13 protein-coding genes and 1 tRNA gene are annotated in these 15346 nt (G+C 60.3%); 7 read left to right on the top strand and 7 right to left on the bottom strand.

Annotated elements, in window-relative coordinates; all coding sequences use genetic code 11:
- Positions 1 to 5: 5 nt before the first annotated feature.
- The gene (locus CFI11_RS17795; protein ID WP_130408344.1) at positions 6 to 770 is read left to right on the top strand and encodes a GH25 family lysozyme; all 765 of its coding nucleotides are present in this window, start codon (positions 6 to 8) and stop codon (positions 768 to 770) included.
- A gap of 61 nt (positions 771 to 831) precedes the next feature.
- Here CFI11_RS17795 and CFI11_RS17800 read toward each other — a convergent pair whose 3' ends face one another.
- The 4 genes from CFI11_RS17800 to CFI11_RS17815 form a co-directional block, all read right to left on the bottom strand.
- Positions 832 to 3321, bottom strand: coding sequence for an FAD-dependent oxidoreductase (locus CFI11_RS17800; RefSeq protein ID WP_130408346.1), 2490 nt, complete (start codon positions 3319 to 3321; stop codon positions 832 to 834).
- 233 nt (positions 3322 to 3554) lie between these two features.
- Entirely contained in the window at positions 3555 to 4958 is a 1404-nt protein-coding gene (locus CFI11_RS17805) for an FAD-binding oxidoreductase (protein ID WP_130408357.1), read from the bottom strand.
- 84 nt (positions 4959 to 5042) lie between these two features.
- Complete coding sequence (gene ggt, locus CFI11_RS17810; RefSeq protein WP_130410070.1) at positions 5043 to 6794, bottom strand: gamma-glutamyltransferase; 1752 nt, start codon at positions 6792 to 6794, stop codon at positions 5043 to 5045.
- Between the two features lie 214 nt (positions 6795 to 7008).
- Positions 7009 to 7995 carry a D-glycerate dehydrogenase gene (locus tag CFI11_RS17815; protein ID WP_130408359.1) on the bottom strand — a complete coding sequence of 329 codons (987 nt, stop codon included), beginning with the start codon at positions 7993 to 7995 and terminating at the stop codon, positions 7009 to 7011.
- Between the two features lie 204 nt (positions 7996 to 8199).
- On the opposite strand from CFI11_RS17815, the gene CFI11_RS17820 reads away from it, so the two are divergent.
- Positions 8200 to 8649, top strand: coding sequence for an SH3 domain-containing protein (locus CFI11_RS17820; RefSeq protein ID WP_371687444.1), 450 nt, complete (start codon positions 8200 to 8202; stop codon positions 8647 to 8649).
- Between the two features lie 83 nt (positions 8650 to 8732).
- Here CFI11_RS17820 and CFI11_RS17825 read toward each other — a convergent pair whose 3' ends face one another.
- Positions 8733 to 9641 carry a haloalkane dehalogenase gene (locus CFI11_RS17825; RefSeq protein ID WP_130408363.1) on the bottom strand — a complete coding sequence of 303 codons (909 nt, stop codon included), beginning with the start codon at positions 9639 to 9641 and terminating at the stop codon, positions 8733 to 8735.
- Positions 9642 to 9726: 85 nt separating this feature from the next.
- Here CFI11_RS17825 and CFI11_RS17830 point away from each other — a divergent pair, with 85 nt between their 5' ends.
- The 5 genes from CFI11_RS17830 to CFI11_RS17850 all read left to right on the top strand — a co-directional run bounded on the left by CFI11_RS17830 (position 9727) and on the right by CFI11_RS17850 (position 13586).
- Complete coding sequence (locus tag CFI11_RS17830; protein WP_130408365.1) at positions 9727 to 10725, top strand: NADPH:quinone reductase; 999 nt, start codon at positions 9727 to 9729, stop codon at positions 10723 to 10725.
- A 78-nt stretch (positions 10726 to 10803) separates the two neighbouring features.
- Entirely contained in the window at positions 10804 to 12096 is a 1293-nt protein-coding gene (locus CFI11_RS17835; protein ID WP_130410071.1) for a mechanosensitive ion channel family protein, read from the top strand.
- A gap of 60 nt (positions 12097 to 12156) precedes the next feature.
- A tRNA-Gln gene (locus tag CFI11_RS17840) sits at positions 12157 to 12231 on the top strand.
- Positions 12232 to 12504: 273 nt separating this feature from the next.
- Positions 12505 to 12867 carry a MerR family transcriptional regulator gene (locus tag CFI11_RS17845; protein ID WP_130408367.1) on the top strand — a complete coding sequence of 121 codons (363 nt, stop codon included), beginning with the start codon at positions 12505 to 12507 and terminating at the stop codon, positions 12865 to 12867.
- A complete protein-coding gene (locus tag CFI11_RS17850; protein WP_130408369.1) occupies positions 12864 to 13586 on the top strand; it encodes a transporter substrate-binding domain-containing protein in 723 nt (240 codons plus the stop codon). Before CFI11_RS17845 ends, CFI11_RS17850 begins: the two co-directional genes overlap by 4 nt.
- Before the next feature lie 81 nt (positions 13587 to 13667).
- Here CFI11_RS17850 and CFI11_RS17855 read toward each other — a convergent pair whose 3' ends face one another.
- Together CFI11_RS17855 and CFI11_RS17860 are read right to left on the bottom strand one after the other, a co-directional pair.
- Positions 13668 to 13892, bottom strand: a complete 225-nt coding sequence (locus CFI11_RS17855; RefSeq protein WP_130408371.1) for a hypothetical protein — start codon at positions 13890 to 13892, stop codon at positions 13668 to 13670.
- 7 nt (positions 13893 to 13899) lie between these two features.
- Complete coding sequence (locus tag CFI11_RS17860; protein ID WP_130408374.1) at positions 13900 to 15276, bottom strand: S8 family serine peptidase; 1377 nt, start codon at positions 15274 to 15276, stop codon at positions 13900 to 13902.
- Between the last annotated feature and the right edge of the window lie 70 nt (positions 15277 to 15346).

Below are 15346 nucleotides of genomic sequence, written 5' to 3' on the forward strand. Positions count from 1 at the left end.
CAGACATGTTTATCAGATTTTTAGCACTCATTCTTTTCCTTCTCAGCGCGTGCAGTCCCGCTCAGGCGCCTTTCGACGGACCTATGGTCATCGGGGACACCGACCCGGTGCGTTTTGCAGGGCGCCAGCCCACCACCTATCCCGTGCAGGGAATGGATGCCGCCCGCTTCCAGACCTCCGTCGACTGGGCGCGCGCCAAAGCGGTTGGTATCGAATTTGTTTTTCTCAAGGCCACCGAGGGCGGGGACCTCGCCGATCCCAAATTCCGCGACCACTGGCACGGCGCGGGCCGCGCCGACATCGCGCGCGGCGCTTATCATTTCTACTATTTCTGCACCGCGCCCGAGGTGCAGGCGCAGTTCTTCATCCGCACCGTCCCAAAAACCCGGGGCACCCTCCCCCCGGTTTTGGACATGGAATGGAACCCCTTCTCACCCACCTGTCAGCGCCGTCCCGATGGCGCGACCATACGGGCCGAAATGCAGCGATGGCTCGATATCGTGGAGGCACATTTCGGCCAGCGCCCGATCATCTACACAACCCCCGGCTTTTACGAAGATGCCGGTCTTGGTGCCTTTCGCGGCTACGAATTCTGGCTCCGCGCCACCGCGGAAACGCCCGCGCAGGTCTATCCAGGACAACCCTGGCGGTTCTGGCAATACACTGCCACCGGCACGTTGCCCAATACGCCCGGTTCGATCGACATCAACGCTTTTAACGGCACCCGATCCGACTGGGACACCTGGCGCGCCGCCCGATCCATCCGGTAGAGCAACGGGTCGGCGGGCGGGCGCCTTTGCGCTTTAGCGCAAACAGACCCGCCCGTCGACTTTACCCGTCCTTGCGAATAACCGCGTTGCTGGGATCGTAGGGACTGTCGGCCTGAACCTCCGCATCCCAAAGCTGATCGAACATCTTGACCTTCAGCCTGGTGCCCGGCTGGGCCAGATCCGGCGCGACGTATCCCATTCCGATGCTCTTGCCAAAGACGACCGAATACCCCCCCGAGGTGAGCCGCCCCACCCGACGCTCTCCATCATAAAGCGCCTCGCGCCCCCAGGGGTCAGCGTCCTCGGGCCCGTCGATCAACAGCGTCACACAAGTCGACCGGATCCCTGTCTGCTCCAGCTTCTCCTTGCCCTGGAAATCCTTGGACAGATCCACGAAGCGCGGCAGATCCGCTTCAAGCGGCGTTGCGTCCCGGCCCAATTCCGTGCCGAAAGCGCGATAGCTCTTCTCCTGCCGCAACCAGTTCTGCGCCCGGGCGCCCACCAACTTCATCCCGTGTTCCTCACCAGCCCCGACCAGCTGATCCCAGAGGTAATTCTGCATCTCGATGGGATGATGCAATTCCCAGCCCAACTCCCCCGTATAGGCCACCCGGATCGCGCGCACCGGGCACATCCCCAACTCGATCTCGCGCATCGACAGCCACGGGAACCTCTTGTTGGACAGCACCGTCTCAGGCTCCGCATCCTTGACCAGCTTATTCAGCACATCGCGGGATTTGGGCCCTGCAATGGCGAACACACCCCATTGCGTCGTCACATCCTGGATCTCGATATAGCCAAATTCATCTGCCTTATCCTCCGCGGCCTTGCGTAGATAATCCGCGTCATAGGCCGTCCACGCCCCCGCAGAGACCAGGTAATACTCGTGCTCGGCCAACCGCACGATGGTGTATTCCGTTCGTGTGGTCCCGTGTGAGGTCAGCGCATAGGTCAGGTTGATGCGCCCGACCTTGGGCAGCTTGTTGCAGGTGAACCAATCCAGAAACTGCGTGGCACCCGGCCCTTTCACCACGTGCTTGGTAAAGGCCGTGGCATCGATCAGCCCCACCCCTTCCCGGACGGCTTTCGCCTCCTCGACCGCGTATTGCCACCAGCCCCCGCGCCGGAAGCTGCGCGCGGCGTGATCATCGAAACCCTTTGGCGCATAATAATTGGGTCGCTCCCACCCGTTTACTTGCCCGAATTGCGCGCCAGCCGCCTTTTGCCGGTCATAGGCCGGCGCCGTGCGCAACGCACGGCACGCCTCCCGCTCCTCATCGGGGTGGTGGAGGATATAGACATGCTCATATGCCTCCTCGTTCTTGCGCGCAGCGTATTCGGTCGTCATCCACGCCCCGTAGCGCTTGGGATCGAGAGAGGCCATGTCGATCTCCGCCTCCCCCTCGACCATCAGTTGCGCAAGATAATACCCGGTGCCCCCGGCCGCCGTGATCCCGAACGAAAACCCTTCGGCCAGCCACATATTCCGTAGCCCCGGCGCGGGTCCCAGCAGCGGATTGCCGTCGGGTGTGTAACAGATCGGTCCGTTATAGTCGTCCTTCAGCCCCACCGTCTCGGACGACGGGATACGGTGGATCATCGACATATACTCTTCCTCGATCCGCTCCAGATCGAGCGGGAAGAGGTCCGCGCGGAAGCTGTCCGGAACCGCGTACTCGAACCGCGCCGGCGCGTTGCGCTCATAAGGGCCCAGGATCCAGCCACCCCGCTCCTCGCGCACATACCACTTGGCGTCCGCATCCCGCAGAACCGGATGTTCAGGGTTCGACTTGCGCCACTCCTGCAGTGCCGGGTCAGGCTCGGTCACAATGTACTGATGCTCGACTGGAATGGCCGGGATCTTGAGACCCAAAAGCTGCGCTGTGCGCTGCGCGTGGTTCCCCGTGGCCGTTACGACATGTTCAGCGTGGATCACGACCCGCTCGTCCGAGGGTACGAGATTGCCGCCTTTCTCCACCATCTTGGTGCATGTCACATCCCAATGATCACCCGTCCAGTGATAGCCATCGACCTGCCACTTGCGCTCGATCATGACACCGCGCTGCCTGGCCCCCTTGGCCATCGCCATCGTCACATCGGCCGGGTTGATATAGCCGTCCGTCGGGTGATAAATCGCTCCTTCCAGATCCTCCGTGCGCACCAGCGGATAGCGCTCCTTGATCTGCGCGGGGCTCAGCCACTCGTATGGCACCCCGCAGGTCTCGGCTGTGGACGCATAAAGCATATACTCATCCATCCGCGCCCGGCTCTGTGCCATCCGCAGATTGCCGACAACGTAGAAGCCCGCGTTCAGACCCGTCTCGTCCTCAAGCGTCTTGTAGAACTTGATCGAATAGTCATGAATATGGGTCGTCGCGTAGGACATGTTGAAATAGGGCAAAAGACCCGCCGCGTGCCAGGTGGACCCGCTGGTCAACTCATCCCGCTCCAACAGCATCACATCGTCCCAGCCTGCTCTGGCAAGATGATATGCAATCGACGTGCCGACAGCACCGCCACCCACAACAAGAGCCTTCACATGGCTTTTCATTTCCGCGATTCCCTCAAGTCCTGTGACCAGCCCGTTTTAGGCCGCTCCAAGTTACGCCGCGCCAGCCAGCCGACCGCTCACAATAAAAAAGCGACCTCCCAGACACTTCGCACCACGCGAGGCAAAATCACTTGCTTCTTTGGGTCAAAAATATCCCGGGGGTTTGGGGGCAGCCCCCCCAAGGCTGCGCGCCGAGCGCGTGTCATCACATGCGCCGCAGGCGCTCCGGCAGGTCAGAGCGCGACAATCTTTCCAGGATTCATGATATTGTCTGGATCCAGGGCTTGTTTGATGGCCACCATCACATCCGTGGCCTCTCCCAATTCCCGGGTCAGATAGCGCATCTTGCCCTGGCCGATGCCATGCTCCCCGGTGCATGTCCCGTCCATCTCGATCGCCATCTCGTTCAGCCATCCAACGAACTGATCCGCCCTTGCCACTTCTTTGGGCTGATCCATGTCGATCAGGACCAGAGAGTGGAAATTCCCGTCCCCCACATGCCCGACAATAGGCGCCAGCAAATCCAGTTCCGCCGCTTTTTCCTGAGCACGTCCAACACACTCCGCCAACCTGGAAATCGGCACGCAGACATCCGTCGAAATGCCCTGTGCGCCGGGCCGCAACTGAAGGCTCGCCCAATACGCGTCGTGGCGGGCCTGCCAAAGGCGGTTGCGATCCTCCGTGCTTGACGTGGCCTCATAGCCGGACGCTCCGAACTCTTCTGCAAGCGCTCCGAATGTCTCTGCCTGTTCGGCCACGCTTGCATCCGATCCATGAAATTCGAGCAGCAAAAGAGGCGTCTCTGGCAAATTCAGCTTTGAATAGGCGTTCACCGCCCTCACCTGCAAAGCATCCAACAGCTCGATCCGCGCCACCGGAACACCGTATTGGATCACCGCCATGACAGTCCGGCAGGCCGCATCGACGCTCGGAAACGAACAGCGTGCCGACCGGATCGCCTCGGGTATTCCCTGCAGCTTTAGCGTAATCTCCGTGATCAGACCCAGCGTGCCCTCCGAACCGACCAGCAAGCGCGTCAGATCATAACCCGCGGACGTTTTCTTCGCCCTCTGGGCCGTGCGTATGACCCGACCGTCCGGCATCACGGCCTCAAGCGCGAGCACGTTGTCTTTCATCGTTCCGTAGCGCACCGCATTGGTTCCGCTGGCCCGCGTGGCGGTCATCCCGCCCAGCGAGGCATTTGCCCCTGGATCAATCGGGAAAAAGAGCCCCTGATCCCTGAGATGCGTGTTCAGCTGTTCTCGAGTGACACCCGGCTGTACCACCACATCCAGATCCTCGGCATGCACCGTCAGGATATGGTTCATCTCCGCCATATCCACCGATATCCCGCCGCCTGGCGCATTCACATGGCCCTCCAGCGACGTCCCCGTTCCGAATGGCACAACCGGCACCTTGTGCGTGGCGCAGATTTTGACAATCTCGGCCACTTCTTCCGTATCACGGGGAAAGACGACCGCATCCGGGGGCTGGTTGGCGATCCAGGTGGTCGTATGCGCGTGTTGTTGCCGCACCGACGTACCTGTCTGCATACGATCACCAAACCGTTGTTTCAGTATGCCAAGCGCTGTTTCGATCCCCGCGTCATTGCGCGACAGGGCCGTCAATTGAACCATGCGCCTTACCTCCCAATCGTGCCGGTCACCTCATCTGTCCTAATATCATACGCCGCAGAACAGATGTCAAAGTTCCAAATGGAACTATTTACCCAGCGCGATCCCCTCACGGCGGGGGTCCGCGCCGCCTTCAAGTGTCTCACCGATAAAGATCGCGTGCAGTCCGGATGTCAGGTCACGTATGTTGACCTCATAGCCAAGGGCTTGCAACGGCGCTTCCAAACCTTCGGCGTCGGTGCCCGCCTCAAGGTCGTAGGTCCCGAACCGGTTCACCTTATGTGGCAACGCGACAGCCTGTTGCACATCCAGACCCCAATCCAGCATCGCAATGATCGACTTTGCCACGTAACCGATAATGCGGCTTCCGCCAGGCGACCCGATCGCCAGGACCGGCGCCCCGTCCTTTAGAACAATCGTTGGCGCCATCGAAGACCGTGGACGCTTGCCCGGCTCCAGCCGATTGGCGATCGGCACACCGTCCACGTGGGTTTTAAATGAAAAGTCCGTCAATTCGTTGTTCAGGAGAAATCCGCGAACCATCAGGCGGGACCCGAAGCCGTTTTCGATCGTGGTCGTCATCGACAGGACGTTGCCGTATTGATCGACAATCGAGATGTGGGACGTCGATGGAAGCTCCAGCGAGATATCATCGGCAAAGTTGAGCGCGTGATCGAAGTCCGGCGCTCCGGGGGCAACCTCGGGCAAAGCATCATCACCGGACAGCAATTCGGCACGGTCGGCAAGATAATCGGGGGCAAGCAGCCCCTCTGACGGGACCGGAACAAAGTCGCTGTCGGCCATGTAGCGTCCGCGATCCGCGAAGGCGAGCCGGGAGGCATCGCCGATCAACCGCCAAGCATCGACACTTTCGGCGCCGAGTTCGGCCAGATCAACACCCCCGAGCAGCCCAAGGATTTGACCGACAGTTAGCGCACCGGACGAGGGCGGCCCCATGCCGCAAACATCATGGCTGCGGTAGCTGACGCAAACCGGAGTGCGCTCTTTGACGCGGTAGATCGAGAGGTCGAGTTGCGACAGCACACCGGGGTTGCCATCAGCTGTCTGAACGGTCCGAACGATATCAGCGGCGACGGGCCCGGTATAAAATGCGTCCGCTCCCTCACGCGCGATCATCTGAAGCGTCTCTGCATAATCGGGATTTTTCAGGATATCCCCCTCAGCAAGCGGGGCGCCGTCGGGCAAAAAATAAGAAGCCGTCGGTTCAAACCGCGCCAGCCTCTCTGCATCGCGCTCAACCAGGCCCGCAAGACGGGGTGAGACCGCAAACCCGTCCTGCGCCAATCGGATCGCGTCGTCGAAAAGCGATGGCCAGGCCGTGCGGCCCCAACGGCGATGCGCGTCTTCCATCAAGGCAGGCGTTCCGGGCGTGCCAACCGAACGCCCCCCCACAACCGCGTCAAAGAAGCTGAGCGGCTCGCCGGCTTCGTCCAAAAAGAGCTTTGGCGTGGCGGCAAGAGGCGCCGTCTCCCGACCATCCAATGTGGTCAGCTCACCGCTCTCAGCATCATACCAAACCAGAAATGCACCACCGCCCAGCCCGGATGACTGCGGCTCAACGAGCCCGAGCACACTTTGCACCGCAACCATGGCATCGGCGGCGGAACCGCCCTTGCTCAAGACGCGCGCGCCGGCTTCGACGGCATGCGGATTTGCCGCAACCACCATCCAATCCGAGGCTGTGACCGGCCGGCCCTCCGTTTTTGCCGCAAAGGCAGCGGACGTATCCGCCGAAAGCGCGCTGAATACGCCGGGCGTGGCCGCCTCCGGGGCAACCGCATCGCTGCTCTGCTGCGCGACACTTGCAGTCGCCATCATCAGGGCCGCGCATACCGTAAGAACTTGTTGCACAACATCACCTCCTGTCCTCGGATTTTGTACAAAATACGTTCATTTTCCGATCCGGAAAATGCCCCCTTGCTCAACGGGTTCACACCGGATGTTTTCTGGCAACCTAAAGACAGATTAACCCGGTTCGGACAGGGCACCGGATTTTGAAACAAAATCCGGCGTTTTCCGATCCGGAAAACGACTACAGCATCGACGGGACCACCTGGTCGGGCGGACGATGACCGTCTTCAAACGTCTTGATGTTGATGATGACCTTCTCCCCCATCTCGACCCGCCCTTCGACCGTGGCTGAACCCATATGCGGTAAAAGCACGACGTTGGGCAGTTCACGGAGCCTTGGGTTTACGTCAGTGCCGTGTTCATAAACGTCCAGGCCCGCCCCTGCGATCTCCCCTGCCCTCAACATCCGCGTCAGCGCATTTTCGTCAATCACCTCGCCTCGCGACGTATTGACGATTACGGCTTCCGGTTTCATCAATTTCAGACGTCGGGCGTTCATCAGATGAAACGTACTGGGTGTCGACGGACAATTGACGCTGATGACGTCCATCCGCGCCACCATCTGGTCGAGGCTTTCCCAATAAGTCGCCTCAAGCGCTTCTTCAGTCTCGGTCCTTAGCCGACGACGATTATGATAATGGACCTGCATGCCAAAGGCCGCAGCACGGCGTGCGACCGCCTGACCAATCCGGCCCATCCCAAGAATGCCCAGACGGCGACCGGAAATACGCCCGCCCAAAAGGGCGGTGGGTGCCCATCCGTCCCATGTCCCCCGTTGCATGAGTCCCAGGCCTTCCGGGATCCGGCGCGTCACCGCCAGAATAAGCGCCATTGTCATATCTGCCGTGTCATCCGTCAGAACCCCGGGTGTGTTCGAGACCAAAATGCCCCGCTGTCTGGCTGTCGCCACGTCGATATGATCCACGCCCGCGCCGTAGTTGGCGATCAGTTTCAGGCGCTCCCCAGCCTGTCCGATCAGACCTGCATCGACATTGTCCGTGACCGTCGGGACCAGAATATCGGCTGTTTGAACCGCCTTGACCAAGGCATCCCGGCTCATGGGTTCATCGAGGTTGCGCAGCTTCACATCAAAAAGCTCGGCCATCCGCGCCTCGACCGCCTCGGGCAACCGTCGCGTCACGACAACACTCAGACGATCTCTTGCCACCTTTGAGGTCCCCCGCTTTTCAAATCACGCCGTGCCATGGCATGGTGGCCCAGGAACCTGCGGGGCACAAGAACCCCATGCGGAAAATGGCGCAGCAGGGTGAGGATGGCACGGCAGAGAGCGGGCAGGAACGCAGTGAAGATCTTGTTTTTTCGGACATTATGTCATTTTCTCATCGTTGGGCTAATTGCCTTGATCGGAACGGTGGCCCTGGCTGAGCAGCGCGCGACCGGTCCTGTGACCAACCTACCCCTGCCCCGCTATGTCTCGATGAAGGCCAACGAAGGAAATGTGCGCCGCGGCCCGTCCATGACCCATCGCATTGACTGGGTGTTCAAGCGTCGTGACATGCCTCTGAGGATCACCGCCGAACATGGGCACTGGCGGCGTGTGCAGGACCGTGACGGGGCCGGCGGCTGGGTACATTACGCGCTTTTGTCGGGAACACGCACAGTCATCGTGGAACGCGACATGTTGACCGTACACGCCAGGGCGGACGAAGCCGCGACGATCGTCGCCGCCTTCGAATTGGGCGTTATTGCACGGCTGGGCGATTGCACGCCCAACTGGTGCCGCGTTTCTGCCGGAGGATATCGCGGATGGGCTCAGAAATCGGGCCTCTGGGGCGTTCGTCCTGACGAGTTGCGTGACTAAGGTCGACAGACTGCGGGACCAAAGGGCCTACGTGGCAAAACGCTGATGTCCGACAGCGACGGGACGACCTCGGGATGCCACTGTCAGCCTGATGCCGCGATGAAGCGGTTTACAACCTCGGCAAGCTCGGGTCCGACATCCTCCTGCAGGAAATGGCCCGCGTCGGGCAAAACCGTGTGAGGCTGACCTGCCGCACCCGGGATCCGCTTCTGAAACACCTGATCCACGCCCGCCATGATCTTGTCATCCGCGCCGAAAGCGGTCAGCCAGGGCTTCTCGAACTCTGAAAGAACCTCCCAGGCCGCTCTGTTCGGGGCCGATGCTGGATCGTCGGGGTGGCTAGGGACAAGCGTCGGGAACTGCCGCGCCCCTTCCTTGTACCGCTCATCCGGGTAAGGCGCGTCATAAGCGGCGATCTCCTTATCCGAGATCTTTTTAGTCGTTCCACCATACACGATACGGCCTGCAGGAAATTCCGGCACCTGCTGCGAAAAGGCCTTCCAGCTTTCGAAGGCGTCGTTCATCGGCTGATCGCCGGTGGGGAGCGCCGTATTCGCCGTCACCACCCGTGCAAAGCGCTCGGGCATCGCCGCAACCTGCCTCAGGCCGATCAGGCCGCCCCAGTCCTGGCAAACCAGCGTTATCCCGGTCAGATCCAGGTTCTGCAAAAAGGCCGCAATCCAATCGACATGGCGCTGGTAGGTATAGTCACTGCGCTTCGTCGGCTTATCGGACTTTCCAAACCCGATCAGATCCGGCGCCACAACGCGATGACCCGCCTCTACGAAGATGGGGATCATGTGACGGTAGAGATAAGACCATGTCGGCTCTCCATGCATGACGAGGATCAGCGCCGCGTCGCGCGGCCCCTCGTCGAGATAATGCATCCTCAGAACACCCCCTTCGAAATCATCGACCTCCAAATAGTTGGGTTCAAAAGGATAATCCGGCAGGTTTTCGAATCTTTCATCAGGTGTGCGCAGGAATTCCATGTTTTCTCCTCCCATGATCTATGGTCATGCTAGTGAGCAAGACTGACGACGTCAGGTGGAACGTCGCGGCAGAGGGAGAGGCCGGATGAAAGCCATCACTTATCGAAAGTTCGGCGCGGCCCGTGACGTTCTGGAGATAACCGAACTGGCGCCAGTGCCGCCAGGCCCTGGTGAGGTTCAGGTCCGCCTGTCCTATTCCGGGGTCAACCCATCCGACGTCAAGGCGCGCGCGGGCGCACGTGCTGGTGTGACCGAACTGCCCTTTCCCGTCATCGTGCCGCATAGTGACGGCGCAGGCGATATCGTGGCGATCGGATCCGGCGTTCCGGAGACCCTGCTGGGAACGCGGGTCTGGATCTGGAACGGACAATGGCGCCGCGCTTTCGGGACGGCCGCGGAGTTCGTTACCTTGCCCGCAAAGCAAGCCGTTGCAGCACCTGCCGGGGTATCGTTGCCCGTTGCAGCGACGTTGGGGATACCGGGCCTGACAGCAGTCCACACCGTCTTGGGCGATGGCCCGGTCCGGGGTAAGACCGTGTTGATCCAGGGCGGCGCCGGCACCGTCGGATATCTTGCGGTCCAGATCGCGAAATGGGCAGGTGCGCGTGTCATCGCCACAGCCCGCGAGGACGGGCTTGACCGCGTGCGGCAGGCCGGCCCCGACGCGGTGATCGACTTCACGCGAAGCGATCTTGCCGAGGCGATCCTCAAAGCAAATGACGGCAAGCCCATTGATCGGATCGTCGAGGTTGAGTTCGGTCTGAACGCGGAAACAGACGCTGCGGTCATTGCCGAGAATGGCCGGATCTCAGCTTATGGTTCAGCCGCCGCGATGGTGCCTTCGCTTCCGTTTTATCCCCTTATGTTCAAGGCTGTCACACTTGAAATGGCGCTTGTTTACGCTTTGACGACCGAGCAACGGTCAAACGCGGTCTCGCAGCTCAACCAAGCGCTGGAAGACAAGGCTCTCGAGGTTCCGATTGCAAAGATCTTCGACTTTGAGAACTGCGCCGCAGCGCATGAGATGGTCGAGCAGGGTCATCGGGCCGGTTCGGTGCTGGTCAGGATTGCCGGGGACGACTAACCTGATGTTTCTTGATCACTCCCGCACGGATCCGTCCCCTTGAGCCGTTTTGTCTATCTTGTTGCCCTTCTGTTGGTCATGGCGGCACCACCACTCACCGCACAGGACGTCAACCAGCCGACCGGGACAATCACTGTCGAGGACAGTGCAAGCCGGGATGCGGCCATCGCCGTGCGCATCCGTGACATTCTTGGGGAACTCGAGGGGTATGACAATGTCACTGTCACCGTCTCATCCGGAATTGTCACTTTGCGCGGGACCACGCTGGATGCAGCTTCCGCTGCGCGCCTGAATAATCTTGCCGGGCGAGTGGAAGGTGTTGTCGCAATTGAAAACAACGTCTCCGAAACAACCGATGTCGTGGAACGGCTGAACCCCGCCGTCGATCGTTTCAAAGCGCGGCTGGCGCAGCTTCTGGCGTTTTTGCCCCTGATCGGCGTGGCGCTGGCCGCCTTCTTTCTGGTCGTCTTCATCGGCATCCTTCTGGCCCGTTTGCGCAATCCTTGGGAACGGATCGCTCCGAACGCATTCATCGCCGATATCTATCGTCAAATCGTCAGGCTGGTCTTCATCGTCGGTGGCCTGGTCGTGGCGCTGGACATCCTTGGCGCCACGGCGCTTTTAGGGACCATTCTGGGCGCGGCGGGGATCGTCGGACTTGCCATCGGCTTTGCGGTCCGCGACACGGTCGAAAACTTCATCGCGTCGATCATGCTCTCGATCCGGCAGCCGTTTCGTCCGAATGATGCGGTGGAAATCAATGGCGATGAAGGCAAGGTGATCCGCCTCACCAGTCGGGCGACCATCCTTCTGAGCTTCGACGGCAATCATATCCGCATCCCAAACTCCACAGTCTTCAAAAGCCGGATCGTGAACTATTCGCGGAACGCGGAACGGCGTTTTGTCTTCGATCTCGGTCTCGCACCCGATACGGACCTCGCCCAGGCACGGTCCACCGCTGAGATCGTCATTCGCGAATTGCCCTTTGTGCTGACCGCCCCTGCCCCGTCCATCTGGATAAATGGCGTCGGCGACAGCACGATCACCCTGCGCATCGCCGCCTGGATCGATCAGAGAGAGACGGATCTTTTCCTGGCCCGTGGCGAGGCGATCCGGCTGCTGACGGCCCGATTTGCCGAAGAGGGCATCGACCTGCCCGAGCCGACATACCGCCTGCTGACCGAGGCAAACGCATCTGCAACGCAGAGCACACCGGACAAGCCGACGTCCCGCGAAAAGGCAGTCGATGCATCGCCCGTGGCGGACACCGATGCTAGCGCGGAACACGCGCTGGAAGAGATCGTAAACGCCGAACGAGACGCGCTGAAAGACAGTGATCTGCTCAATCGCGACGACGCCAAAGTGGAGTGATTTTTTCGCACAATTGCTCTTGAAAGGGCCGCTCAAGCCGCGTAACTAGCCGATCACCGTTGGGGTGTAGCCAAGTGGTAAGGCAGCGGTTTTTGGTACCGTGTATCGTAGGTTCGAATCCTACCACCCCAGCCATCTCAGCTTTTCAGACCCACCCTAGCGTCTCATGGCGAAGGCGACGGTTGCGTTGAGCGTCGGCCTTACTTACCGTCCTGCTTTGGTCTTTGGACTAGCCAGCTTTCGATCACAAATTGCCGTGAAATCCTATATGCCAATCTCCAGCGTGCCCCAAAGCCCGTGAGCTTGAACTCCGGCGTTCGGCCGGGGGCCAGCTCTTGCGATGGATCTTCGTGGTTGACTTGGAGTTGCTCCAATCCGCTAAGCGCATGACAGCACGAGGACGCGTTTATGAAAATTGCCGAAGTCTCCCAGAAGTCCGGGCTCTCAAGCGACACCATCCGCTACTATGAAAGCTGCGGAATGCTTCCCGACATCCGCCGTTCGCCCCAGGGGCATCGTGAGTTCACTCCAAAAGACGTGGAATGGCTGACGCTTCTATATTGGTTGCGTGAAACGGGGATGCCATTGCGCCAAATGAAACGGTTCACCGCTTTGGCCAAGATGGAAGGCCCGGCCTCTTTCGAAAGACGCCACATCCTGATGGATCATGCCGAGGAGCTGAGACGCAGGCGCGCCGTCCTCGATCATTGCGAAAAGATCCTGGCGATCAAGATCGCAAGTTACGGACCAGACAGGACGGACCCTGCATGAGATTTGCGTACATTATTGAACCACCATTCAATGATCGGACCGGGTCCGGCGCCGTATTCGGACATGACGCGGATCTCGCCCGTCATATCTTTTTTCAATTGGGCGAGGATTTCGAACCGGTCGAGACGACTTTCGCCAAACTGTTGCCCGGTCTTGAAAAAGGCAATTGGCAGATGACCACGGGCTTGTTCGCAACGCCTGAGCGCGCGCGAAACGCCGCGTTCACACGTCCGGTCTGGGCCTTGGGGGACGGCCTGCTGGTCAAACGGGGCAATCCTCTCGGTCTGAGCGGATACCGCTCGACTGCCAAGGACGACAGCGCGAGGCTTGCAGTGATCCGCGATCAGGTTCAGGAGCGGACGGCCCGGTCGTTTAGCATGCCGCCAGAGCTTCTGTTTGTCTATGACACCTACGACGATGCGGCAGAGGCCGTTCGTGACGGGGACGTCGACGCCTATGCCAGCGTCAACCAGGCCCATCGCGGCTATATCGAACGGACAGACGCGGCCCATGTCGAAACCATCGCCGTCCCGGCAGAGGAGGTTGCGCCCGGCATGGGTTCATTCGCCCTTCGCCGGTCGGATCGGCATCTCCTGACGCGTGTGAACGAGATCCTGGATGGGTATCTGGGAACCGCCGCACATCGCGACTTGGCAGCCCGATATGGGTTCACCGGGGACGACCTGGATCTGCTTCTGTCCCGGCCCGGCGCGACTTGAACGCATCACCAGCCAGCCGGATGTCAAGACGGACCTGACCTTCCGTGTTCTGACATAGCCTCGAAATCCTCTCAGATACGTTCAACGATATGCCGAAGGATCCGATTGCGGATGAACCGCAAGAACCCAGGGAAGGTCCGTCAACCGGGTCGCGACGTCAGCGGAGGCCGTGATTTCGATGACCCATTCCTCCTTTGTCATCGGAATGGCCTCGGCGTAGGGATCCGTCTCCGCCCCCGCCTCTGAAAGGCGACGGCGGATCTCTTCCTCAGGCTGTGCGCCCGCATATGTGACAAGCCAATTCATCCATGGTCTAGCCTACCAGCGGTGCAGCCGATCGCATAGCGTTGTAGGCTGCGGCGGCATTCACCACACCCTCACCATACTCCGCGTCCCAGCCGACGGTGCGCCCGAGATCCGTGGCGCTCTGCATCAGCAGGGCCTTCAGCTCCGCCGGTGTCAGATCCGGATTGGCCGACAACAGCGCCGCACCCACGCCTGCGGCAACCGGTGTCGCCGCAGATGTGCCGTTGTCATAGGCCGAACTGGATGTTCCACCGGGGCGGCCTTCTCCGAAATTGCCAAAGAAATGCGAATAGCTGGCGATGTCGGGCTTCTGCTGATGAAACATGCCCGGGCCTTGGCTAGAATATCCGATGCGCTCATGCTGGCTGTTGACGGCTGCCACCGTGATGACCTCCTCCAGGCTGTTTGAGGCATGGATGGACCGGCCCGGTCCAATTCCCGAAACATGACAGGCACCGCTTGGGCAGTTTGCGCCGCAATTTCCAGCGGCGAAAAAGCAGGACACGCCGGCGGCCACGACCTCTCTGACCTTGCGGTGAATCGGGTGGTTAATGTCATTCACCTCGTGGTCCGGGAATTGCGCGGGATCAGGAACGCCGACAAAACCATAGGAGTTGTTGGTAATCTGCGGCGTTCCATCGGTATTCCACTGGTTGAGCACCGCCTGAAACATCTGGATCGCTCCGCCGGACCGCGGGATGCCCAGGAACGGATAGTCATAAAGCCGAGCGGAGGGTGCAGCGACAAGGACATCCGCGGCACACATCGACCCGTGGCTGGTGATCGCGGCAGCTCCGGGCTGCAGCCCGGCATTGGGACGGGCAAAGCCGCCGATAACCGGGTATTCCTCTCCATTCACGCCCTCGTCCAAAATGCCAACGACGACGCTCTGCCCTCGGTATCCGGCATCCCACAACGCATCCGTGCCCAGCAGGTCCCGCAGCACCTCCATCGTGACCGCGTCGCGAAACGGGCGGCAGTCGATGCCGCCATCGGACCGCGCCACTTCGACGCTTTGGCGTCGGCCAAAGAGCGTAAGCGCCGAATTTGGCCAGACTTTCACTCGAGGGTCGTCCTGCAAACTGCTCAAGCGGGCGCGCGTCACCTCGGCGGGCAGCACCACGGTCTGACTGGTGGGCGCCAGGCTTGGGTTCGATGGCTGAACCGATTCTACAAAGGCCTGTGGCAGCGCACCATCCGCCGCAGCAAACATCGGAACCGGGGTGAAGTTTTCCTCGAACTCGATCCCCTCCCCGCCGATATCAGCAAGAAAAGCCGATGCTTGCCGCTCGGCTTCGGTGACCGACTCAACCGCAGCGCTATGCATTTCAAGCGCATCGCCGCTTTCTGCCGGCACTTCGAGCAATACATTTATTCCAGCCAAGGGAAATCTCCTTCAGGTAGAGTGACTAAAAAATAATTTTCTTCAAAAATATCGTGTAAAATCAGAATAC

It is taken from the genome of Thalassococcus sp. S3 (assembly GCF_004216475.1).
Taxonomy (GTDB): Bacteria; Pseudomonadota; Alphaproteobacteria; order Rhodobacterales; family Rhodobacteraceae.

Excerpts from the sequence above, each read along its gene's own strand:
- CFI11_RS17795 (WP_130408344.1), top strand. The coding sequence starts at position 6 with ATGTTTATCAGATTTTTAGCACTCATTCTTTTCCTTCTCAGCGCGTGC.
- CFI11_RS17800 (WP_130408346.1), bottom strand. The coding sequence starts at position 3,321 with ATGAAAAGCCATGTGAAGGCTCTTGTTGTGGGTGGCGGTGCTGTCGGC.
- CFI11_RS17805 (WP_130408357.1), bottom strand. The coding sequence starts at position 4,958 with ATGGTTCAATTGACGGCCCTGTCGCGCAATGACGCGGGGATCGAAACA.
- ggt (WP_130410070.1), bottom strand. The coding sequence starts at position 6,794 with ATGATGGCGACTGCAAGTGTCGCGCAGCAGAGCAGCGATGCGGTTGCC.
- CFI11_RS17825 (WP_130408363.1), bottom strand. The coding sequence starts at position 9,641 with ATGGAATTCCTGCGCACACCTGATGAAAGATTCGAAAACCTGCCGGAT.
- CFI11_RS17830 (WP_130408365.1), top strand. The coding sequence starts at position 9,727 with ATGAAAGCCATCACTTATCGAAAGTTCGGCGCGGCCCGTGACGTTCTG.
- CFI11_RS17835 (WP_130410071.1), top strand. The coding sequence starts at position 10,804 with ATGGCGGCACCACCACTCACCGCACAGGACGTCAACCAGCCGACCGGG.
- CFI11_RS17845 (WP_130408367.1), top strand. The coding sequence starts at position 12,505 with ATGAAAATTGCCGAAGTCTCCCAGAAGTCCGGGCTCTCAAGCGACACC.
- CFI11_RS17850 (WP_130408369.1), top strand. The coding sequence starts at position 12,864 with ATGAGATTTGCGTACATTATTGAACCACCATTCAATGATCGGACCGGG.
- CFI11_RS17855 (WP_130408371.1), bottom strand. The coding sequence starts at position 13,892 with ATGAATTGGCTTGTCACATATGCGGGCGCACAGCCTGAGGAAGAGATC.